Origin of the sequence: Olsenella uli DSM 7084, from assembly GCF_000143845.1 — a bacterium.
GTDB classification, from domain to species: Bacteria; Actinomycetota; Coriobacteriia; order Coriobacteriales; family Atopobiaceae; genus Olsenella; species Olsenella uli.
The window spans coordinates 1545239-1567522 of the sequence record NC_014363.1 but is presented as its reverse complement, the minus strand read 5'-3'; the positions used below and the strand labels follow the sequence as shown (position 1 = coordinate 1567522).

The 22284-nt window shown below is 65.8% G+C and carries 16 protein-coding genes; 15 read left to right on the top strand and 1 reads right to left on the bottom strand.

Annotated elements, in window-relative coordinates; translation table 11 throughout:
- The first annotated feature begins 246 nt into the window (after nucleotides 1-246).
- The gene (locus OLSU_RS06825; protein ID WP_013252220.1) at nucleotides 247-1422 is read left to right on the top strand and encodes a glycerate kinase; all 1176 of its coding nucleotides are present in this window, start codon (nucleotides 247-249) and stop codon (nucleotides 1420-1422) included.
- A gap of 479 nt (nucleotides 1423-1901) precedes the next feature.
- On the opposite strand, the gene OLSU_RS06820 is transcribed toward OLSU_RS06825, so the two are convergent.
- Nucleotides 1902-3236 carry a lipopolysaccharide biosynthesis protein gene (locus tag OLSU_RS06820; protein ID WP_013252219.1) on the bottom strand — a complete coding sequence of 445 codons (1335 nt, stop codon included), beginning with the start codon at nucleotides 3234-3236 and terminating at the stop codon, nucleotides 1902-1904.
- A 328-nt stretch (nucleotides 3237-3564) separates the two neighbouring features.
- Between OLSU_RS06820 and OLSU_RS06815 the strand changes: the two genes are divergently transcribed.
- The 14 genes from OLSU_RS06815 to OLSU_RS06750 all read left to right on the top strand — a co-directional run bounded on the left by OLSU_RS06815 (nucleotide 3565) and on the right by OLSU_RS06750 (nucleotide 22224).
- Nucleotides 3565-6360, top strand: coding sequence for a phosphoenolpyruvate carboxylase (locus tag OLSU_RS06815; RefSeq protein ID WP_049765173.1), 2796 nt, complete (start codon nucleotides 3565-3567; stop codon nucleotides 6358-6360).
- A gap of 167 nt (nucleotides 6361-6527) precedes the next feature.
- Nucleotides 6528-6806: a FeoA family protein gene (locus tag OLSU_RS06810; RefSeq protein WP_013252217.1), complete on the top strand. Its 279-nt coding sequence runs from the start codon at nucleotides 6528-6530 to the stop codon at nucleotides 6804-6806.
- Between the two features lie 76 nt (nucleotides 6807-6882).
- Nucleotides 6883-7125, top strand: a complete 243-nt coding sequence (locus tag OLSU_RS06805; RefSeq protein WP_013252216.1) for a FeoA family protein — start codon at nucleotides 6883-6885, stop codon at nucleotides 7123-7125.
- Nucleotides 7126-7247: 122 nt separating this feature from the next.
- Nucleotides 7248-9908, top strand: a complete 2661-nt coding sequence (gene feoB, locus OLSU_RS06800) for a ferrous iron transporter B (protein ID WP_013252215.1) — start codon at nucleotides 7248-7250, stop codon at nucleotides 9906-9908.
- A gap of 287 nt (nucleotides 9909-10195) precedes the next feature.
- On the top strand, nucleotides 10196-11107 hold the full coding sequence (locus tag OLSU_RS09150; protein ID WP_013252213.1) for a helix-turn-helix domain-containing protein: 912 nt from the start codon (nucleotides 10196-10198) through the stop codon (nucleotides 11105-11107).
- 174 nt (nucleotides 11108-11281) lie between these two features.
- Nucleotides 11282-11584, top strand: a complete 303-nt coding sequence (locus tag OLSU_RS06790; RefSeq protein WP_013252212.1) for a hypothetical protein — start codon at nucleotides 11282-11284, stop codon at nucleotides 11582-11584.
- Between the two features lie 4 nt (nucleotides 11585-11588).
- Nucleotides 11589-13697: a heavy metal translocating P-type ATPase gene (locus OLSU_RS06785; RefSeq protein ID WP_013252211.1), complete on the top strand. Its 2109-nt coding sequence runs from the start codon at nucleotides 11589-11591 to the stop codon at nucleotides 13695-13697.
- 302 nt (nucleotides 13698-13999) lie between these two features.
- Nucleotides 14000-14710 carry an ABC transporter ATP-binding protein gene (locus OLSU_RS06780; RefSeq protein WP_013252210.1) on the top strand — a complete coding sequence of 237 codons (711 nt, stop codon included), beginning with the start codon at nucleotides 14000-14002 and terminating at the stop codon, nucleotides 14708-14710.
- 8 nt (nucleotides 14711-14718) lie between these two features.
- Nucleotides 14719-17169 (top strand): ABC transporter permease, encoded by a 2451-nt coding sequence (locus OLSU_RS06775; RefSeq protein ID WP_013252209.1) that lies wholly within the window; start codon nucleotides 14719-14721, stop codon nucleotides 17167-17169.
- Between the two features lie 174 nt (nucleotides 17170-17343).
- Entirely contained in the window at nucleotides 17344-18480 is a 1137-nt protein-coding gene (locus OLSU_RS06770) for a 5-methyltetrahydropteroyltriglutamate--homocysteine S-methyltransferase (protein ID WP_013252208.1), read from the top strand.
- A gap of 493 nt (nucleotides 18481-18973) precedes the next feature.
- Nucleotides 18974-19678, top strand: coding sequence for a DUF3793 family protein (locus OLSU_RS09145; RefSeq protein WP_013252207.1), 705 nt, complete (start codon nucleotides 18974-18976; stop codon nucleotides 19676-19678).
- A gap of 120 nt (nucleotides 19679-19798) precedes the next feature.
- Nucleotides 19799-20203: a flavodoxin domain-containing protein gene (locus tag OLSU_RS06760; protein WP_013252206.1), complete on the top strand. Its 405-nt coding sequence runs from the start codon at nucleotides 19799-19801 to the stop codon at nucleotides 20201-20203.
- A 212-nt stretch (nucleotides 20204-20415) separates the two neighbouring features.
- Entirely contained in the window at nucleotides 20416-20631 is a 216-nt protein-coding gene (locus tag OLSU_RS06755; protein WP_013252205.1) for a hypothetical protein, read from the top strand.
- A gap of 246 nt (nucleotides 20632-20877) precedes the next feature.
- The gene (locus OLSU_RS06750; RefSeq protein ID WP_013252204.1) at nucleotides 20878-22224 is read left to right on the top strand and encodes a glutamine synthetase family protein; all 1347 of its coding nucleotides are present in this window, start codon (nucleotides 20878-20880) and stop codon (nucleotides 22222-22224) included.
- The last annotated feature ends 60 nt before the right edge of the window (nucleotides 22225-22284 follow it).

The window sequence follows — 22284 nt, the reverse complement described above, 5'->3', positions numbered from 1 at the left end:
GACGCTGGGGCAGCGTGACGGGGTCGTCGGCGGCAGAGGGCGTCTGCCGCGACTTTGGCATCCTTGGCAGGGGGGGATGGCGACGGTCTGGAACGCAGGCCCCATCGAAGTGACTCCGTGCGGGCGTATGCTACCTTCGTAGCTGAGCTAGCCTCGCGGATTCAAGGTGGCGGAGAATGAGGTGGACGCGACGCCTGTCGTCGCGGCTGCGAACGTCGTTACCGTCAGGCTCCTGCAGGAGTAGATATGATCAGAGTACCGCGCTTCGTCTTCGCGTCCGACTCGTTCAAGGGGACGCTCTCCTCGCGGAAGACCGCCGTCCTCCTGGAGGAGGCTGCAAGGAGGCACTTCCCAGACTGTGCCTGCGTCGCCGTGCCGATGGCAGACGGCGGCGAGGGCACGACCGAGGCCGTGGCGGACGCCTGTGGGGGAGAGGTCGTGAGCGTACGCGTGCACGGCCCGCTGGGTCGTCCACTCGTGGCCAGCTATGCCGTGCTGCCGGGTGGGCGCGCCGTGGTCGAGGTGGCGGCCGCCTCAGGGCTGCCGCTGCTGACCGATGCCGAGCGCGACCCCCGCCTCACGAGCACCTATGGCACGGGCGAACTTATCGCCGATGCGCTTGCCCGTGGTTGCGTGGACATAACCATCGCACTCGGTGGCTCGGCCACCAACGACGGTGGCATGGGCTGCGCCCGCGCACTCGGCGTGCGCTTCCTCGATGGAGAGGGCAGGGAGCTTGGGGGCTGCGGCGCAGACCTGGGCCGTGTAGGGACGATTGACGCCTCCGGCCTGGACCCGCGGGTGGCAGCCGCGAGCTTCCATGCCATGTGTGACGTGGACAACCCGCTCGTGGGACCTGGTGGCGCAAGCTTCGTGTTTGGCCCGCAGAAGGGCGCCTCGCCCGAAATCGTGGAGGAGCTTGACCGTGGCATGCGCAGCTATGCACACGTGCTCGAGGCGACGTTCGGCAAGGGGTTCGACGTTCCCGGTGCCGGCGCGGCGGGCGGTCTCGGTGCGGGTTGCCTTGCGTTTCTTGGTGCCACGCTGGAGAGCGGCATCGGAAGCGTGCTCGGACTCGTCGGTTTTGACGCCACCCTGGAGGGTGCCGCGCTCTGCGTGACAGGGGAGGGCCGCCTTGACTCCCAGACGGCGCACGGCAAGGTGATCTCCGGCGTGGCCGCCACATGCAAGCGACGTGGCGTGCCATGCGTCGCAATCGTGGGCGGCGTGGCCAGGGGCACGTCACCAGCGGATGTCGACGGACTTGTCGCCGTGGTGCCCACGCCCGATGGGCCGATGCCGCTCGAGGAGGCGCTTGGTAACGCCGAGGAGCTCTACGCCGCGGCCGCAGAGAGGCTCTTCTCGATCGTGGCCATCGGCGTGGCCGAAGGCTTGCGGTCTGCTGTGCCGGGCACCTGCTAGCCGCAACAGGCTGACGGTGCTAGCTGCAACAGGTTGACGGGTTGTCAGGATGGGCTCGGTCCCCGATAGTAGATGAAATTTTGATTCACAGAAGTTGCCCTGCCGTCCATTTGGCGAAGTCTCGTGGATGGCAGGGCAATAATTGTGAGTGAGGGTGTTGGAGTGACTCACAATATCTCCCCACACGTCCGTCCCGCCGTTCCAAGTGGACGGCTGGGGAAGAATTGTGAGTGATAGGCTGCAGGGCACTCACACTATCTCTCTAGTCATCCATTGGGTTTTACCTAATGGACGGCAGAGGAAGAACTGTGACTTTCGGTCTCAGAGATGGACTCCCGCCCAGTTCCCGCCCGGTTCCGCCCGGTTCCGCCCGGCCATGCGGCGCCCCCGTCCGCCCAACCATTCGCCCGGCCATGCGGCGCCCCCATTCGGCCCGCGTGGCATCCCACATCATGCCGCGCGCCGCCTGGGCCCGCATGCTACCTGCGCATGCGCAGCAGCACGTATTGGACTACGAGCAGCACGAAGAGCGTGGCCATGGAGACGACGTAGGCCCATACGGCGCCGTCGAAGCCGAGCGTGGGGACGAGCGCGAGGCTCAGCATGACCGATACGCCAAAAGTCACCAGGTAGGAGCGGGTTACGACCTCCTGCCTGCGCAGCACGGTGATGATCTGGCAGAGGAAGTCCGCCACGGCGGACATCCCTCCCGCAATCACCATGAGGTAGAGCTGCGTGCGGTAGCCCTCGAAGTCCAGTCCGTAGAGCATCCTCAGGAGCGGAACGCCGACGGCCGCGTTGAACAGGAGCACGCCCGCCGTGACGAGCACGGCGATGCCCGCCACGGCTAGCACGACGAGGTCGAAGCGCCTGCGGTGGCGAGGATCGTCCCAGATGGTGGCCAGGCGGACCAGCTGCGGCCTGTACACGAGCCCCACGGACATCGCGATACCCTGCGCGGGGAAGTAGATGGCGTTGAAGTAGAGCTGGCTCTCGTAGGCCAGCATACCCTCCATGGCGAACTTGGGTACGGTCTCTATCAGCGAGAAGAGGAACTGCGCCGCAAATGCGGGCAGGCACTCGACGAAGATCTCGCGCAGCTCGACGAGTTCCCACGCGCGCGAGCGCGGCGTCTCGAAGTAGGCGAGAGGCACGCTCACCAAGGCCAGCGACGCCACGGCGGCGATGGCGAGGGCCAGGCAGGCGATGGACAGACTTCCCGTGAACAGCAGCGCGATGGTGAAGCCGACGGTAGCCGCACCGCAGCGCAGGGCCTGCGACACCCCCGCGAGCCACAGCTTGTCGTACTGCTGAAGGCGCCCCTCGTACACGTCGGCCAGCGCGTCGACGATGCGGAAGGCGAAGACGCCCTGGCAGATGGAGAGCATCTCGCCCGAGTAGCCGCGCACGACGCACCACAGCCAGCACGCCGCGGCCATGAGCGCGCACGACGCGACGCGCTGGATCTGGTAGGCGCCGAAGGAGTCCATCTCGTCCACGTCCGACACCTGGTAGGTGCGGACCCCGTACATACCGATGAACTGCAGCAGGTTGGCGATCACGAAGGCCATGGAGAAGCGACCGGCGGCCTCGGCCCCGACGAGCTGCGTGGCGATGATGGTGAGCAGCGGGAAGAGCACGCCCCACAGTGCCAGGCCCGCACTGTTGAAGAGGTAGTCGCGCCTGGCGTTGTGCGCCGCATAGCGCGCCGTCTGGTCGGCGAGCGAGCCGGAGTACACGGCGCCTATCAGGCGGTCCCACCAGTCACCCACCAGGCTGCGCGTATCACGGATGTGGCCGAGCGGGTTTCTCATGGGACTCCTTGGCGTGCTGGTGACATTATGGGCGGCGCAGCGACGGGTGGCCCGCACCACAGCGCCGCCGGCCGCGCGAGGTGTCCCTGCCGCCGGTGCGCCGCAGGGCCGCCGTGACACGGTAACCTTCCCGGTCACCCATTGTAGGGCTGTGCGAAATGCCGCCTGCGGGCGTATGCCTGCCGCCTGCGGATGTCTCGCAAACGTTCACATCCAGTGAATATTGAGTTTCGGCGTCCTGGCGGCGGTGTGTGTGGGACGGGCGCACTGTAAGGTAGGGGACGCAATTCTCTTTGTAGAGACGTGTGCCCGCGTCGGCGGAGCGAGAATGGGGCAAGAAGGAGGCACAGTGTCTGAAGTCGATCGACTGAAGGACGAGGTCGCCGCAGCTGCGGCGGAGGTTGGGGTCAACCAGGCCGAGCTGGAGCGCGCGGCCGCCCGAACGGCGCTGTCCCAGGTCCACATCCCGGACGACCTCAAGGAGAACATGGCGCTCTTCCTGCGCCTGGTGCGCAAGGTCCTGACCGAGTACGACCCAGAACTGCGCCATGCCTTCGACGCCCTGCTGGCGGACGCCATCCGTGCCAACATCGAGGAGGATGCCACCAGCATCGACAGCGAGGGCCGCGCGGCCGCCTTCGCCGACGCCGTCTCCATCATCGACTCGTTGGACGTCGGGCCCGCGACCATGCTGACGAGGGCATTCGCGGCCTACTTCCACCTGGCGAACATCTGCGAGGAGAACTATCGCGTCAAGTCCCTGCGCACCCGCGAGCAGGCCGTCCCCACGACCGAGGACGAGGATCCCATCAACGACATCACGGTTGCCTACCACCAGCTGGTGGACGAGTGCGGGCGCGGCAAGGCCCTGGCCCTGCTCAACCGCCTGGAGTTCCATCCCGTCTTCACCGCGCATCCCACGGAGGCCCGCCGCAAGGCGGTCGAGGGCAAGATCCGTCGCATATCCGCCCTGCTCGAGGAGCGCCCGCGGCTGGGCGGCGCCTCGCTGGCCGAGAACGAGCGGCGCATGCTCGAGGAGATCGACGCGCTCCTGCGCACCTCGCCCATCGCCATCAAGAAGCCGACCCCCGTCGAGGAGGCCGACACCATCCTCGACATCTTCGACGCCACGCTCTTCGACATGGTGCCCGAGGTCTATCGCCGCTTCGACGACTGGGAGCTGGGCGAGAAGGCCGGCACCGTGGCGCCCATCTGCCCCGCGTTCTTCCACCCGGGCAGCTGGATCGGCTCGGACCGCGACGGCAACCCCAACGTCACCGCCAGGGTCAGCCGCAGGGTGGCCGAGAAGTTCCGTACCCACATGCTCGAGACCCTGACCGAGGCCACCTATCGCACGGGCCGCAACCTCACGCTCGACGCGTCCTCGACGAAGCCCTCCGACCAGCTGCTCAACCTCTGGAACCATCAGGTCGAGATGAGCGAGGTCCTGACCGCGCACGCGCTCGAGGTCTCCGCCTCCGAGCTCCACCGTGCGGTCATGATCGTGATCTCCAACAGGCTCGAGGCGACCATCGGCCGCACGGCGGACATGATGTACGACTCGGCCGAGGACTACATAGCCGACCTGCGCGTCGTCCAGCACTCCCTTGCCCATGCCGGCGCCGTCCGCACGGCCTACGGCCCCCTCCAGCGCCTCATCTGGCAGGCCGAGACCTTCGGCTTCCACATGGTCGAGATGGAGTTCCGCCAGCACTCGCTGGTCCACTCCCGTGCCCTTGCCGACATTCGCGAGCATGGGCGCTGGGGCGAGCGGGGCGAGCTCGCGCCCATGACCAAGGAGGTCCTGGACACCTTCCGCGCCATCGGTTCCATACAGCGCAAGAACGGCGTCAAGGCGGCGCGACGCTACATCATCTCGTTCACGCAGAGCCCCCAGAACGTCGCAGACGTCTACGAGCTCGCGCGCCTTGCGTTCGCACACGAGCAGGACGTGCCCACCCTCGACGTCATCCCCCTGTTCGAGCAGGTCGAAGACCTCGAGAACGCCGTCGACACCCTGGACGAGGTCATCAAGCTCGCGGACGTCCAGCGCCGCCTGGCCCAGACGGGCCGCAGGATGGAGGTCATGCTCGGCTACTCCGACTCCTCCAAGGACGCCGGCCCCACCTCCGCCACCCTGGTCCTGCATGCCACCCAGGAGCGCATCGCCCGGTGGGCGGACGAGAACAACATCGACCTCGTGCTGATGCACGGTCGTGGCGGGGCCGTCGGCCGAGGCGGCGGCCCCGCCAACCGTGCGGTCCTCTCGCAGCCCAAGGGCTCCGTCAACTGCCGCTTCAAGCTGACGGAGCAGGGCGAGGTCATCTTCGCCCGTTACGGGGACCCCACCCTGGCCCGCCGCCACGTCGAGTCCGTCGCCGGCGCGACGCTTCTGCAGTCGGCGCCCGCCATCGAGTACATCAACACCGAGACCACGGACAAGTACGCCGAGCTCGCCTTTGAGCTCGATCGTGCCTCGCGCGAGCGCTACCTGGACCTCCTTGGGACCGAGGGCTTCGCCGCATGGTTCTCGACCGTCACCCCGCTGACCGAGATCGGCCTCATGCCCATAGGCTCGCGTCCCGCGAAGCGCGGACTGGGCGCCAAGTCCCTCGACGACCTGCGCACCATACCCTGGATCTTCTCCTGGTCCCAGGCGCGCACCAACCTCGCCGCCTGGTATGGCCTGGGCAGCGCCTGCGAGCGCTTCGGCGACCTGGAACGCCTGCGCGAGGCCTATGCCGAGTGGCCGCTCTTCACCACGTTCGTCGACAACATCGAGATGTCGCTCTCCAAGACCGACGAGCGCATCGCGCGGATGTACCTCGCGCTGGGCGACCGCGAGGATCTAAACGCCAAGGTCCTCGACGAGATGGCCCTCACCAGGAAGTGGGTGCTCGCCATCACCGGCAACGACTGGCCGCTCCAGAACCGTCGCGTCCTGGGGCCCGTCATCCGCATGCGCCTGCCGTTCGTGAACGTGCTCTCCGTGATGCAGGCCCGTGCCCTCGCCACGATGCGCACCAAGGGGGACAAGCTCACCCCCGAGGAACGCGAGCGCTTCATCTACCTCATCCTCTGTACCGTCTCCGGGGTGTCCGCCGGTCTGCAGAACACGGGGTGACGGGCCACCCGCACCACCGGGGCTCCGTGCCATGTCTTTTGGGACATCCGCCGAGGGGACTGTGTGGGGAAGTTGGCTCCCTGGGTTGCCTGTCCGCGAGTAAGCCCTATACTACTTTGTGTTAGTTACCCTGAGCTTATTTTGGACGAGCGCCCAAGGAGGCAGATGTGGAAGCGACGATGGGTGTAGTGGGTGCGGACTTTGACGCACAGTCTCGCCTGAGCGGGGCACAGCTGCCGCTTGCCTTGGTGGCCGAGGGCGAGACCGTTTGCGTCGCCAAGGTCCGTGGTACGGCCGAGCTCCGTCAGCACCTGTCGGAGCTGGGCTTTGTCCAGGGCGCCGAGGTCAAGGTCGTCTCGCGCGTCAACGGTGACGTGGTCGTGAGCGTCAAGGGCGCCACCTTCGGGCTCAGCCGTCAGATGTCGATGAAGATCGTCACCTGCTAGCCAGCTGCGGGCGGGTGCCGGTCTCTGCGGGTTTTGTACACGCCGCCCTCGGGCGGATGAAGGTATAGGGGGAAAGATGGCAAGTCTCAGAGACGTGAGGGTGGGGGAGAGCTGTACGGTTTCCAAGCTCTCCGGTACCGGCGCAATCAAGCGCCGCATCATGGACATGGGCATAACCAAGGGCACCCACGTCCTGGTGCACAAGGTGGCTCCCCTCGGCGACCCCATCGAGGTCACCGTCCGTGGCTACGAGCTGTCGCTCCGCAAGGACGAGGCCCAGTGCGTCGAGGTCACGGACGTCGCCAAGGCTAACGCGTAGGCGGAGTCGCAGTCGCGATGGCTTCGCACGTGGCTCTTTTTTTCGGTCCAATAGTTACCGAATTCTAACAAATAGTATGGTCAAGGTAACAATTGTGGATGCACTCGCAGGAAGGCACTATATTGTCTGACAAGATCAACATTGCCCTCGCCGGCAACCCGAACTGTGGCAAGACCACGCTGTTCAACGAGCTCACCGGCTCCAACGGCTACGTTGGCAACTGGCCGGGCGTCACCGTCGAGAAGAAGATGGCGACCTGGAAGGCCAACCATGACGTCACCTTCGTCGACCTTCCCGGCATATACTCGCTCTCGCCCTACTCGCCCGAGGAGGTCGTCTCCCGCGACTACGTCGTCAACGACCGCCCCGACGCCGTCATCAACCTGATCGACGTCACCAACCTCGAGCGCAACCTCTACCTCACCACGCAGGTGCTCGAGGCCGGCCGTCCCGTGGTCGTGGGCCTCAACATGTGCGACCTGCTCAAGGAGCGCGGCGACGTCATCGATGTGGCGGCCATCTCCAAGATGCTCGGCGTTCCCGTGGTCGAGGTCTCGGCCCTGCGCAACCAGAACCTCGACAAGCTGGTCGGCGAGGCCATCTCCGCTGGCGAGAAGAACGTGGCCCCCCAGGGGGTCAGGTGCTTCTCGGACGACGTCGAGGACGTGCTCGCAAGGATCGCCGAGCGCATCTCGTCCAGCTGTCCCGCAGGGCTCTCCCGCTGGTACTCCATCAAGGTCTTCGAGCGTGATGCCGATGCCATCGCCCCCCTCTCCCTCTCCCAGGAGACGCTCGCCGCCATCGAGCCCCTCATCGCCGCGGTCGAGAGGGACCGTGACGACGACTCGGAGTCCATCATCACCTCCGATCGCTACGACTGGATCGCGACGGTCATGGATGCCTGCGTCCAGAAGGCCCCCAAGAAGCTGACCCGCTCCCAGAAGATCGACAAGGTCGTCACCAACCGCTGGCTGGGACTGCCCATCTTCGCGGCCGCCATGGTCCTCGTCTACTGGATCGCGCTCGTCGCCGTGGGCACTCCGGCGACCGACTGGGTCAACGACAACCTGTTCTCCGACGGCTTCTTCGTGAACGGCGCCAGCGAGCAGGCCTACGGCGAGGCGTCTGACGAGTACGCGTCGCATCACTACTCGGACCAGATCGACGGTTATATCGCGGCCGCCGATGAGGCCGGCGTCGACACGGAGGGCGTCGCCGATGCCGTTGCCGCCGAGGAGCCCACTGCCGAGGACGAGGCGACCGTCGCCGACTTCGAGGCTGCGGCCGCCCAGGCAGGCGTCGTCGCGACCGACGTCCCCGTGCACGACGAGGATGGCAACTACCTCGACACCGACGACGAGCCCATCACCTCCGAGACCGCAGACGGCGAGCCCGTCCTAGACAGTGACCAGGAGCTCCAGGTCATCGACCGCGTCACGTCGGCTGACTTCGCGGCGGCGGTTGCCGCCGCCAAGCCCGACCAGCATGACTACGACGGCTTCGTCGACTCCATCCCCAACGCCGCGACCAACGCCCTTGAGGCCGCGGGCGCCTCGCCCGTCGTAAAGTCCCTCGTGGTCGACGGCATCATCGGGGGCGTGGGCTCCGTCCTCGGCTTCATCCCGCAGATCTTCGTCCTCTTCGTGATGCTCTGCTTCCTCGAGGACTGCGGCTACATGTCCCGTGTCGCCTTCGTGATGGACCGCGTCTTCCGTCGCTTCGGCCTCTCGGGCAAGTCCTTCATCCCCATGATCGTCTCGTCGGGCTGCGGCGTCCCGGGCGTGCTCGCCACCAAGACCATCGAGAACGAGCGTGACCGCCGCATGACCGCCATGCTCACCACCATGATCCCGTGCTCCGCGAAGCTGCCCATCATCGCGCTGGTCATGGGCGTCCTCGCCGGCGGCTCCGGCATGTGGTGGGTCGCCCCCATGTTCTATCTCATGGGCATCGTCGCCATCATCGTCTCCGCCGTCATGCTCAAGAAGACCAAGCCCTTCTCGGGCGAGCCCGTGCCGTTCGTCATGGAGCTGCCCGACTACCACTTCCCGGCCGTCCGCTCCTGGGCGCTCCATGTGTGGGAGCGCGTCTCCGCCTACGTCAAGAAGGCCGGCACCATCATCTTCGCCGCAGCCGTGGGCATCTGGGCACTTTCCAACTTTGGCATCTCCGGCTGGGAGGGCGGCTCCAACACCTTCGGCTTTTTGCCCTCCGCCGAGGGCGTGCCCGAGGGCTACATGGACTACTCCATCCTCGCGGGCGTCGGCGGCGCCCTGAGCTTCCTCTTCGCCCCGCTCGGCTTCGGTAACTGGCAGGCGACCGCCTCGACCATCTCGGCCCTCATAGCCAAGGAGAACCTGGTCTCCACCTTCGGTGTCCTCTATGGCTTGGGCGATGCGACCGAGAACTCGGTCTCCATGTGGCAGGGCTTTGCCGGCATGTTCACGGTCGCGGGCACGCTGCACGTCGGTGCCATGTGCGCCTTCGTGGCCTTCAACATGCTCTGCGCGCCCTGCTTCGCGGCGATGGGCACCATTCGCAAGCAGATGGACTCCGCCGCCTGGACGGCCTTCGCCATCATCTACGAATGCGTCTTCGGTTGGGTCATCGGCCTGTTCATCAACCAGTTCTACGAGCTGATCGCCTTCGGTAACTTCGGCGTCTGGACCGTCGTGGCCTTCGTCCTGCTCGCCGCCATGCTCTTCCAGCTCTTCCGTCCCACGCCCAAGTGGGACAAGAGGGACGAGAAGATCCTCGGCAGCCTCGTCGATGACGCGGCGTAGCTGCCAGCGCGTGGCGATTGGCCTAGACCCCGTCGTGCCCCTCCGGGCGAAGGGGGTCGGTCACGAGCCACGATATGGTCTGTGATCCGTGAGTCGTGGGACGCACCGCCCAGGAGGCCTTGGGTGGTGCGTCCCTACCGTTTCGTTGTCAGATGTGGTTGGTCTTAGCTTGGGGGGAGAGGGACATGAGCGCCTTTGACGCAGTGCTTCTGGCGGCCGCCGTCTCGCCCGCCGCCGTTGCGGTTCGGGGCCTCCTGCCGCGTGCCACCCAAGGGATCGGCCGCTAGATGGGTGACGGTCTCCTCGGCAAGCTGCCTTGCGGCGTCTCGCTCGAGCCGATCGAAGGCGTCGCGCTCGTCCTGGCCGACGTGCACTCGACGGTGCGCGACGTCCGCATGTCACCCTGCTGGCGCGAGGGTCAGCTCCTTGTCGGCTATTGCCGCAGCGGGTCATGCGAAGTGTCCGTCCGGGGCCTTTCCCGACACGTCCCGACCGGTGACGGCTTTTTGTGCCCAAGGGGTGGCGGACGTGAGGGGGGCGTGTCTCCCGCAGGGCCCTTCTCAGGGGCGTTCGTGCTTCTGGACCCGCATCGCCTCCCCCGTCAGACCCTGGTGACGTTCGAGGACTTCGAGATCGACACGGAGGCCCTGCGTCTCCTTGTCAGCCAGGGCCCATCGTTTCGTCTCCTGGGAGACTGCCTGGAGCTGATGCGCGTGCTTGGCGAGCTCTGCTGCGTCCCGCGGCATGGGGCGCTGGGATACCTCAAGATCAAGCTCGTCGAGCTCCTGCGGGACCTCTCGTCCGTTCCCACGTACGGTGGGTCAAGAGATGGCGGCGTCGGCGCGCCTGGCGTCGCGGGTGCGCGACGCACGCACGAGCAGATCGCACATGCCGCGCAGGGCGAGATGGTGCGCAACGTGGCCCAAGCGCTCACCATACCCTCCCTTGCCGGGCGCTGCGGCGTCTCTGCGACCGTGCTCAAGGAGTCGTTCCGCGAGACCTTTGGCATTCCCGTCTACGCATGGTATCGCTCGTACCGCATGCATCGGGCTGCCGACCTGCTGCTGGGGACCTCAAGGCCCATTTCCGAGATCGCCTTGGCCGTAGGCTACTCCAACCCCTCCAAGTTCTCCCGAGCCTTCTGCGACTGCATGGGCTGTCCTCCGAGCGCTTGGCGCAAGGCATGCCGGAAGGGCTAGCCCGATTCCTCGGGTGGGCAACCTGCGCATGATCCGTCCCAAGGCCGTCCGAATGGATTGCCTTTGACCGCTTGGAGTTGTGTGCGCCTTGGGCACCATATACCGTCTGCCCCAGAGTTTTTCGCATGTGGAGGGGCGCGTACGGCGTCCCCCTCGGGAGAGGGAGAGAAGGATATGGGTCTTCATCACTTCTGGATCGCTGCTGCTGGGGCCACTGCCGCTGGTTGCGTGGCCGGTCTTGCCTCCAAGGGTGTCCTGCACAGGGGTGCCGTCGCCGTCACGACAGGCGCCATGAGGGTTGCCGAGGTCGTCTCTGCGGAGACGCAGAGCATTGTCGACGATGCCTCTGACGCCACCGCCGAGGCGCGTCGCCAGTCCAAGATCGACGCTGCCGTCAGGGAGCGCCTGGCGGCCGTCGAGGAGGACATCCGCAGGGAGGTCACCGCCAAGGTCGATGCCGAGGGCGCCCAGGCCTAGCCCCATGCTGTACAGGATCGTCTCCGACATTCCGGGTCGCCTTCGGCTCAGGACGCAGGCCGGCCTCTTTGACGACGAGGAGGCTCGTGGCGTCGCGTACGCGCTCATGCGTACTCGGGGGGTCCGCCATGCCGAGGTCCATCCGGCAAACGGGTCGATACTTGTGGCGTTCGATCCCATCGAGCGGAGACGCGTGCTCTCGGCCATAGACGCCTTCGATGTGCTGGACCTGCCACGCGAGCAGGTCGGCATCGAGGGGTTCTCCGCTGCCATCGAGGTCGCGGCAGAGAACAACCGCTTTCGGCTCGAGATTGCCTCGCTGGCAGCCTGGCGCCTGCTGAGGCGCCTCCTCCTGCCCGCTCCCCTGCGCGTCGCCTGGACGGTGCTGCGTTCGATCGGCTTTGTGGCCGAGGGGCTGAGGCGGCTGCTGGACGGTCGGATTACCGTCGAGGTGCTCGATGCCACCGCAGTCGTGGCATCGCTCCTGCGGGGGAGCTTCGACGGGGCGGACACCATCATGTTCCTGCTGGGGCTCTCGTCCACCATGGAGCGCCACGTCCAAAGCCGGGTGCACCTTGCGCTGAGGGACGGCATCGTCACGCGTGCCGAGAGCGTCTGGCTCTCCGGCGAGGACGGTGACGTCTGCATACCCATCGACGAAGTCGAACGCGACCAGGTGCTCCACCTCATGGCGGGCTCGGTGCTTCCCGTGGACGGTAAGGTCGTCGATGGGGAGGCCGAGGTCGACGAGGCGTCCATGACGGGGGAGTCGCGCCTGGTCCACAAGGCAGAGGGCTCCACGGTCTTCGCAGGCACTGCTCTCGAGGACGGTGACCTCAGGGTTCGCGTGACGGCTGCGCCCGGGGACTCCCGCATCGACGACATCGTTACGATGGTCGAGCAGTCTGCCGAGCTCAAGGCTGGCGTGCAGAGCGATGCGGAGCGCCTCGCCGACGCGCTCGTCCCCCTCAACCTCTTCGCGTTCTTCGCCATCCTCGCCCTCACGCGCAACGTCGGGAAGGCCATGGCCGTCCTCATGGTGGACTATTCCTGTGCCATCAAACTGTCGATGCCGGTGGCCGTGATGAGCGCCATGGACGAGGCGTCGCGTCGCAACGTGGTCGTGAAGGGCGGCAGGTACCTTGAGGCCCTCGCGGGCGCCGACACCGTCGTCTTTGACAAGACGGGCACCCTGACCCATGCGTCACCACAGGTCGAGCGCGTGCTGAGCTTCACGGGGGTGGGGGAGGACACCCTTTTGCGCTACGCCGCCTGCATCGAGGAGCACTTCCCCCACAGCATGGCGCGCGCCATCGTGGCCGAGGCCAAGCGGCGCGGCCTCACGCACGTCAACGAGCTGCACGCCGAGGTCGAATATGTGGTCGCCCATGGCATCTCCACACGCATCGATGGCCTGGGAGCCGTGATCGGCAGCGCCCACTTCGTCTTTGAGGACGAGGGCGTTCCCAAGCCCGAGGGGATCGAGGAGGCGATCCATGAGGCCGCGCCCACGGCTTCGGTGGTCTACATGGCCCAGGACGGTGTCCTGGTGGGGGCCTTCTGCATCAGCGACCCCCTACGCGACGAAGCCGCGGGCGTCCTCGCGCAGTTGCGGTCCCTAGGCATCGAAAGGGTCGTCATGCTCACGGGCGATGCCGAGACGAGCGCTCGCTATGTTGCCGATCGGTTGGGCATCGACGCCTGCCATGCCCAGGTGCTGCCCGAGGACAAGAGCTTCTACGTAGGCGAGCTGCGCAGACAGGGCCATGTCGTGATCATGGTGGGGGATGGCATCAACGACTCCCCGGCCCTCGCCGCCGCAGACGTCTCGGTCGCCCTGTCGGATGCGAGTGACATCGCCCGGGCGGTCGCCGACGTCTCGGTCCTGGACGCATCGCTGGAGTCGCTGGTGACCATGCGCTGCCTGGCCCAGCGCCTGATGGCCCGCATCCACCGCGACTACCGCTTCATCGTCGGGTTCAACACTGGTCTCATCGCCCTGGGTGTTGCGGGCGCACTGCCCCTGACGACGGCTGCCTACCTGCATAACGTCTCGACGCTCGCGGTGACGGGGCTCAATGCGCGACCCCTGCTGCCCCGCCCGCGCCGATAGGCCCTGCCGTTCCTCCCGCGTTGCGCTGTCGAGCGTATGCGATATGCCCCCACCCCTTTCCGCGCCCTCCGCTCCGCTCCCGTGACTCCGCTCCCGTGTCTTTTGCAGCCTTCCGAGCGTTTCCCCTGGAAAGGGTCCGTCAGGTTCGACAGCTTCCCGCGGAAAGCCGTCCGTTTGCAAGTCGCATAGTTAGTTGTTGTAAACTCGACCCGGGTTCGGACTAACGTCGGGGACCGCCTGCCATGCATGGCGGCGGCCCGCTGGCAGTGACGGCGTGGCATAGCGACGACATGGGAGACGGCATGGGTGATGGTGCATATCTGCACATGGATGACGTGCGCAAGGCATACGGAGTCGGTGATGCGCGCGTCGAGGTCCTGCGTGGCATCACGACCGACATCCAGAAGGGTGAGGTCTGCGTGCTGTTCGGGCCGTCGGGCTCGGGTAAGTCCACCTTCCTCAACCTGGTGGGGGGCCTCGAGCCGCCCGATTCGGGCGAGATCGTCGTGGGCGGCGAGCGGGTGTGCGGACTCTCCCCTCGTGACCTGGTGGAATATCGCCGCCGCGAGCTCGGCTTCATCTTCCAGTTCTACAACCTCGTCCCGGACCTGACGATCCGCGAGAACATAGAGGTCTGCCGCCACATCTCCAAGAGCCCCCTGCCGGTGGACGACCTGCTTGACTCCCTGGGCCTGTGGGACCAGCGCAAGAAGTTTCCCAGCCAGGTCTCAGGCGGCCAGCAGCAGCGCTGCGCCATCGGCCGTGCGCTGGTCAAGAACCCAGGCCTGCTGCTCTGCGACGAGCCCACCGGCGCCTTGGACTACAAGACGTCAAAGGAGATCCTGCAGTTGATGGAGGGGGTCAACCGTACCTACGGCTGCACGATGGTCATCGTGACGCACAACGACGCCATCCGGCACATGTCCCACCACATCCTGCGCCTGCGCGACGGTCTCCTGGTCGAGGACGAGGGGAATACCCAGCTGGTCCCCGCCGCCGAACTCGAGTGGTAGGAGGAGCGATGTCACCTCTCGGCCGTCGCCTCCCGCGCGAGCTCAGGCATAACCTCGGCAAGTACCTGGGCCTCTTTCTCCTCATCTCCCTCACCATCGCGATGGTGACCGGATATCTCGTGGCAGCCCGCTCCATCCAGCGCGTCATCGCTGACACCAGGGCGTCCAGCAACGTCGAGGACTTTGCGTTCACGACGCAGTTCGAGGCCTCCGACGAGGCCCTTGACGCAGTCGAGCGCGTGCGGTCTGGCTGCGAGGTGCATCGGAACTTCTACGCCGAGCTGCCCCTCTCCGCCGGCCCCTCGGTCAACGACGTCACGGTGCGCCTGTACGAGAACCGCAGCGAAGTGGATTTGGCCAGCTACGTTGAGGGACATGCGCCCCAAGCGACCGACGAGATCGCCCTCTCGCGCACCTTCTGCGAGAACAGGTGCCTCTCCGTCGGCGACACGGTCAGCGTGAACGGACGCGACCTCACCATCTGCGGCCTCGTCTCCCTGCCCGACTACCAGGCACTCATACGCAAGAACACGGACCTGCTCTTTGACGGCCAAGGCTTCAGCGTGGCCCAGGTCACGCCGGAGGCCTTCGACGAGCTGGCGGAGTCGGTGGTCTACCATTACTCCGTCGTGCTGGACGAGAGGGACATGCCTCTCGTTGACCGTACCGACTACGAGACCGACGCCTACAATGCGCTCGAGGCCCACGGCGCCACGGTGAGCTCCCTTGTCGACCGGGATGCCAACCAGGCCCTCGCCTACGCGGACGACGACATCGAGGGGGACCAGCTGGGATGGACCGTCATGTGCGGCCTGCTGCTGGTGATCTCCGCCTTCGTGTTCGTGGTCCTGACCGACGCCACCATCGAGCAGGAGAGCCCGGTCATCGGCATGCTGCTGGCCTCCGGCTATCGCAAGGGGGAGCTGGTCCGTCACTACCTGGTGCTCCCCACGCTGGTGGGCGTGCTTGCCGCCATCGTGGGCAACGCCGTGGGCTACGCCCGTCTCGTCGACGTGATGTCCGGGCTCTACTACCGCTCCTACGACCTGCCACCGTTCAGGGCGTACTTCTCCTTCGAGGTCCTCTGCATGACCACCGTGGTGCCTGTCGTCATGCTGGTGGCGATCACGTGGATTGGGGTGAGACGCAAGCTGGGGGCGACGCCCCTGGCGTTTCTGCGTCACGAGATCGGCCACAGGTCACGGCGCAGCACCGCCTCGCTTCCCGATGGCTGGGGCTTTCCGACGCGCTTTCGCGTCCGCGTCTTCCTGCGCAACGCCTCTCACTTCGCGGTGCTCTTCGTGGGGATCATGTTCTCGACGCTGCTCTTGCTCTTTGGCCTGTGCATGCTGCCGATGATCAGGCACTACGCCGACGAGCTGGAACGCAGCGTCCCGGCCGGTCACGTCTACTACCTCAAGGCGCCGCTCGAGGTGGATGTGACCGAGGCCCAGCGCGACGCCGCGGAGGCAGCCGACGAGCTGGCCGACTTCGAGGACCCCGAGAGGGACCTCTCGTCTGCGGACTATCTCAGGCTCGTCTCGCGTGCGCAGTCCATCGCCTCTGACGCGCGCGTCCTGTCCGGGCACCCCCTCAACACGAGGGAGAACTCGTCGGTCGTGATCGATGACGCCGAGAAGTTCAGCACCGTCTCTCTCGAGGTCAAGCGCCTGCGTGCGGACTCCAGCGAGGACGTGGCCATATATGGCGTCCCCGTGAGCTCGTCGTACTGGAAGTTCGACGTCTCGGGCGGCAAGGTCGTGGTGGGAACGGGCCTGGCCGAGAAGTGCGGCCTTGCGGTGGGGAAGCAGGCCACCTTCACCAACAAGTACACAGGAGACAGCTACGCGATCTCCCCCGACGTGATTGCCGGCGAGCCGACCGACACGAACGTGTACATGAGCCGCGAGACCTATGCCGAGATCTTCGGCACGGACCCTGACGACTTCGATGGCTATGCGTCCGACAAGACCCTCAACCTCAACGAGCGCTACGTTGCCTCCGAGATGACCCCGAGCCAGATGTCCGCCATCGCAGACCAGATGGAGACCTCCATGGGCTCGATCATGACCATGATGCTCTGCATAGCCGTGCCCATCTCCATCGTGCTCATCTACCTGCTCACCAAGACGGTCATCGACCGTTCATCACGCTACATCTCGTACATGAAGGTCTTTGGCTACCACGACGGCGAGATCCAAGGGCTCTACGTGCGCTCCATCACGATCACGGTGCTCGCGTCCCTCGTGCTGAGCCTCCCCCTCGTCATCTGGCTGGTCGAACTGCTGATGAAGACCTGGCTTGCGGAGTACTCCGGCAACATCGAGCTCTGGCTGCCGCCGTCGACCTTGGCCCAGGCCATCGCGATCGGTGCGCTGTCCTATGCGGTCGTGGCCCTTGCCCACGTGGCGCGCGTACGTCACGTGTCGCTCGCCGAGGCCCTCAAGGTGCAGGAGTAGCAGGGGTGTCGCGCGAGTGGCGGGCGGGCGATGAGTGCGTGACGGGCACCTCTCCGTGCTCCGCCGTTATCGTCTCTGGCTATAGCAGACCATAGGAATCTCGTCATACCCCCTGCCACGAGGACGTGTCATGATGGCCTTGCCACGACAGAGTCCCACCCGACAGGAGCCCCCATGCCCACTCTCAAGCAGCCGCCCTACACCTACGACATCGTCGGCAGCTTCCTGCGTCCCGCTGGCCTCAAGCAGGCGCGCGAGGACTTTGCTGCCGGGAGGATCGACCGCGCCCAGCTGACGTCCGTGGAGGACGAGGCGATTGCCGATCTCGTCCAGAAGGAGAAGAAGGCCGGCCTCAAGGCCGTGACCGATGGCGAGTTCCGCCGTGCCATGTGGCATCTGGACTTCCTGGAGGCGCTCGAGGGCGTGGAGCACGTCGATGCCGAACGGTGGTCCGTCGAGTTCAAGGGCCCCAAGCCCAAGGGCGCCCAGCTGCGCTTCTCCGGCAGGGTCGACTTTGGCGCCGACCATCCCTTCCTCGAGCACTACCGCAGGCTCGTCCGGATTGCGGACGGCTATCCCACCAAGCTGACCATCCCCGCGCCCTCCATGCTCCACCTCATCCCCTGCGTACGTGGCAAGGCCAGCTACCAGCCCATAGAGCGCTATCAGGACGAAGGCGCCCTCTTCGATGACATCGCCGTCGCCTACCAGCATGCCATCAGGGCCTTCTACGACCTGGGTTGCCGCTACCTGCAGTTCGATGACACCAGCTGGGGGGAGCTCTGCGACGCCCGGAAGCGCGCGGCGTACGAGGGGCAGGGCTTCGACCTCGACCGCCTGGCGCAGCGTTATGTCGACACGATCAACAAGGCCCTCGAGGCCCGTCCTGCCGACATGACCATCACGACCCATATCTGCCGCGGGAACTTCCGCTCCACCTGGTTCTCGTCCGGCGGCTACGGTCCCATCGCCAAGGCGCTCTTCTCCCAGGCGAACTACGATGGCTTCTTCCTGGAGTACGACTCCGAGCGCTCGGGAGACTTCGCTCCGCTCGCGCACATTCGTGACCAGGTCGTCGTCCTGGGGCTCGTCACCTCCAAGACGCCAGAGCTCGAGGGCGAGGATGCCCTTGTCGCCCGCATTCGCGAAGCCGAGAAGTACGTTCCGCTCGATCGGCTCCGCCTCTCCACCCAGTGCGGCTTCTCCTCGACGGAGGAGGGCAACATCTTGACCGAGGATGAGCAGTGGGCCAAGGTCGCGCTGGTCCGTCGCGTCGCCGAGCGCGTCTGGGGCCAATCGCCATTGGGTTAGGCGAACTTGTGCCATAGGCCGACCCGGACCTCGATCTTGTCCCTTGGCCTTGGCCCTTGGGCCGATGTTGTGCCCTTGCATCGCGGTGTGCGAGTCCATCGCGTGCACACGTTTTGAAATCGCGTGCACGCATGTGATAAAGGCCCAGTTCAGGAAAAGCCTCGTGCACACGTTTTGAAATCGTGTGCACGAGAAGTGGGTAGGGACGCAAAAAAGTCCGCGATGACGCTTGCAATGAGTTAGCTATGGTGTACTATATGTCCCAGCAAGTCGAGTTACCTAAAGGAAACTTTACTTGCTGAAGCGGTTGGGCGATGTGGGACCGTGCAATTGGCCTTGCCTGTGGCCGCTCCCGTGTCGTGGCAACGCGTTTTTCTCTACCTGGTGCAAGCGGACCCTCTCCCCGCGCGCAGACAGGTCTTCGCGCCGCCGGTGTTCCCCCCTTTCCTGCACCGGCGGCGCATACTCTGTCGGTTGTAAGCCGGAGGCACGCATGAGCGATCTTGGCGCACTATCCGTTACGTGCGAGCCGACGTCACTTACGGGCTGCAACCCGAGAGAAAGCCTCCTCTGCCATCGCTTCGCCTCGTGCCTCGTCTGCTGTGCCGCGGGCGTCATCGCGGGCGCGAAGCCCTCGGCGCTCTTCTCGTTTGATCCCGGTGCCGTCCTTGGCGATGGTGGTGCTGCGGTTGGCAGGGTGGTCGACACCTACGCTCGCCTGCTGCCGGGATTTGGCATATCCCTTGCCTGCGTGGGCCGCACGGGTCGTCGCCTCAACCTCCTGGTCTGGCGCAGGGATCTGGTGACCTCCGTCCTCAGAGATGCGGACAAGCGCGAGCTGCTCCGAGCGGCGGGCCATGACGTGCGGGATGCCGATCGGCTGATGGGGTCCTTCTCCCGGGGCCTGCGCGCGTTCTTCGGTTGTCATGACCACATGCGACGTGGCGGCCACCGGGGACGTCTGGCGTTCCCCCATGAGATTGGGCTGGTCCTGGGCTATCCGCTCGCGGACGTCATCGGTTTTATGTGCGGCGGCAGGGAGACCTGCCGTGGGCCGTGGAAGGCATACGGCGACGTGGAGGAGGCGCGACGGGAGTTCGGTCGGCTGCGCATGCAAGAGGAACGCTGCCGCGAGCGCTTCGCGTACGGCGCGACGCTCGCGTCACTGCTGCGCGGGAGGGGGGGTGCGGCGGCGTAGATTCGAGGATCGGGGTCCAGCGTGCCAGGGGCCCAGTGCAGCGGGTACCGGGATCCGGCGTGCAGGTTGGCACGAGACGCGTTGCAAGACAAGACGTATACGAGAGCACAGGAGGAAATCATGAGCAAGGTGGCAGTCGTCTATTGGAGCCAGTCCGGGAACACTGAGGCCATGGCCAACGCCATTGCCGAGGCCGCGGGAACCGATGCCATCGAGGTGTCCTCGTTTTCCGCAGGTAGCGTCACCGACTATGATGCCTTTGCGTTCGGTTGCCCCGCCATGGGCGCCGAGGAGCTCGATCCGGACTTCGAGGAGGTCTGGGGTGACTGCGTGGGGTCCTTCGGCGACAGGCCCGTCGCACTCTTCGGCAGCTACGACTGGGGCACGGGCGAGTGGATGGAGACCTGGAAGGACGCTGCCGAGCAGGCGGGCGTCAACGTGGTCGACACCGTCATCGCCAACCTGGAGCCTGACGACGAGGCCCTCGAGCGCCTCAGGAAGCTGGGCGAGAAGCTCTCTGCCTAGCACTTTCTGCCCTGCATCGTGCAGCGCGCCTGTCCCGGACGGACGTTTTCGCGCCTCCGGGGTGCTGTGTTGTGCTTGCTCCGTGTGCCTGTTGTGACGGATGGGCGAGGCGACGGGTCGGTGGGTATAGTTTATCGTGGCTAACTGAGGTTCCCACCTTGCCTGAGTTCGAGATCCGGTCGAGGTCCCTGATCCTGCGGGAGGTTTCGCCCATGAGTCTGGTCGACATAGTCGTCATCGTTGCCGTGCTGTCCGTGCTGGTGGCATGCGTGCGCTCGTTCCGCAAGGGGGGCAGCGAATGCTCCTCGTGCTCGTCGAGCGCTGGCTGCAGCGCGCATGCGACGGGAGGCAGCTGCTCCGTGGCTCAGGACATGCTCGAGCACGTGGACGCCGCCTTGGACAAGCGGGGTGGGAAGGCCTCCACATAGGGCCTCGCTGCGGGGGCCCCGCGGCCGGGGCCTTGCGAGGTGGCCCCGGAGCGCCCGTATGGCCGGGCGTTCGCACACAAGTTCAGTTATTGTTACAATCTTGCGGGCTTGCCACGGCGGGTCCGCTTTTTCTTCCGTCTGCGGACGGTAACAGAGGCGTAATCTCGGTATGTAAAGGTAGGTCGTAGGTTCGGGTGGGCCGTGGCTCTTCTCGCTGTAGTTCCGAGTCGTCTGGGAGGGCGTCGCATGAGTGGTGATAGGAACGTCGACTTTGTCCTGAGGACGGTCGAGGAGCGTGACATTCGCTTCATCCGCCTGTGGTTCACCGATGTGCTCGGCAACCTCAAGTCGTTCTCCATCTCGGCAGAGGACCTCGAGGAGGCCTTCGAGGAGGGCATTGGCTTCGACGGCTCGTCGGTCCAGGGCTTTGTCCCGCAGTGCGAGTCCGACATGCTCGCATTTCCCGACCCGACGACGTTCCAGGTGCTTCCCTGGCGCCCTGAGGAGAGGGGGGCGGCGCGCGTTTTCTGCGATATCCGCACCCCGTCGCGCGAGCCGTTCGACGGAGACCCCCGCTCCTGCCTGCAGCACGTATTCCGCAAGGCAGACGAGTGCGGCTATGTCATGAACGTGGGCCCCAAGCTTGAGTACTTCTACTTCGACAAGTCCAAGGCCCCCGTGCCCGTGCCGCTCGACCAGGCGGGCTACTTTGACCTCACCTCATCGGACGCGTCGACCGACCTGCGTCGCGAGACCACGCTCAACCTTGAGAAGATGTCGATTCCCGTGGCGTACTCCTACCACTCGAACGCGCCTTCCCAGAACGGCATAGAGTTGCGCTTTGCCGAGGCCGTCGCCAGTGCCGACAACATCGTCACCTCACGCCTGGTCATTCGCCAGCAGGCGTTCGAGCACGGCATGATGGCCTCGTTCATGCCCAAGCCCCTGGGCGACTGCTCCGGGTCGGGCATGTTCCTCTACCAGTCGCTCTTCGACCACGAGGGCGACAACCTGTTCTGGGCTCCCAAGACCGAGAACAGCGCCCACCTGTCCCCGGTGGGGCAGGGCTACGTGGCGGGCATCCTGCGCTATGCGCCCGAGTTCACCCTCGTCACAAACCCGACGGTCAACTCGTACAAGCGCCTCGTCGCCAATGGCGAGGTGCCGCTGTACACCACCTGGGGACGGAAGAACCGTGCGACCCTCGTGCGCATTCCCACGCACAAGCCAGGCAAGCACCAATCCACGCGCATCGAGCTGCGCAGTCCCGACCCCACGGCCAATCCCTACCTTGCGCTCGCAGTGACCCTGGCGGCCGGGCTTCGCGGCGTCGAGGAGGGGCTCGCCCTGCCGGACGAGGCCCAGGTCGATCCCAATGCCATGAGCCCCGAGGAGCGCGCGTCGGCCGGCATGCAGCGCCTGCCGCGCACGCTGGGCGAGGCCGTCGACATCTTCGAGCGCAGCGAGCTCATGCGCGATACCCTGGGCGACCACATCTTCGAGTATCTCGTCAGCGAGAAGCGCAAGGAGTGGGACGAGTTCTGCTCCGTCGTCACCGACTGGGAGTGCGCCAACTATTACGCAGGCGTCTAGCCGGCGCGTGGACTCTGGACCGCCCGTGGCATGCCAAGGCGGCGCACGCCCGTGCACGTC

Coding starts and splice junctions, on each gene's coding strand:
- OLSU_RS06750 (WP_013252204.1), top strand. CDS start 20,878: ATGAGTGGTGATAGGAACGTCGACTTTGTCCTGAGGACGGTCGAGGAG.
- OLSU_RS06820 (WP_013252219.1), bottom strand. CDS start 3,236: ATGAGAAACCCGCTCGGCCACATCCGTGATACGCGCAGCCTGGTGGGT.
- OLSU_RS09150 (WP_013252213.1), top strand. CDS start 10,196: ATGGGTGACGGTCTCCTCGGCAAGCTGCCTTGCGGCGTCTCGCTCGAG.
- OLSU_RS06785 (WP_013252211.1), top strand. CDS start 11,589: ATGCTGTACAGGATCGTCTCCGACATTCCGGGTCGCCTTCGGCTCAGG.
- OLSU_RS06825 (WP_013252220.1), top strand. CDS start 247: ATGATCAGAGTACCGCGCTTCGTCTTCGCGTCCGACTCGTTCAAGGGG.
- OLSU_RS06760 (WP_013252206.1), top strand. CDS start 19,799: ATGAGCAAGGTGGCAGTCGTCTATTGGAGCCAGTCCGGGAACACTGAG.
- OLSU_RS09145 (WP_013252207.1), top strand. CDS start 18,974: ATGAGCGATCTTGGCGCACTATCCGTTACGTGCGAGCCGACGTCACTT.
- OLSU_RS06805 (WP_013252216.1), top strand. CDS start 6,883: ATGGCAAGTCTCAGAGACGTGAGGGTGGGGGAGAGCTGTACGGTTTCC.
- OLSU_RS06815 (WP_049765173.1), top strand. CDS start 3,565: ATGGGGCAAGAAGGAGGCACAGTGTCTGAAGTCGATCGACTGAAGGAC.
- OLSU_RS06755 (WP_013252205.1), top strand. CDS start 20,416: ATGAGTCTGGTCGACATAGTCGTCATCGTTGCCGTGCTGTCCGTGCTG.
- OLSU_RS06780 (WP_013252210.1), top strand. CDS start 14,000: ATGGGTGATGGTGCATATCTGCACATGGATGACGTGCGCAAGGCATAC.
- OLSU_RS06775 (WP_013252209.1), top strand. CDS start 14,719: ATGTCACCTCTCGGCCGTCGCCTCCCGCGCGAGCTCAGGCATAACCTC.
- OLSU_RS06770 (WP_013252208.1), top strand. CDS start 17,344: ATGCCCACTCTCAAGCAGCCGCCCTACACCTACGACATCGTCGGCAGC.
- OLSU_RS06790 (WP_013252212.1), top strand. CDS start 11,282: ATGGGTCTTCATCACTTCTGGATCGCTGCTGCTGGGGCCACTGCCGCT.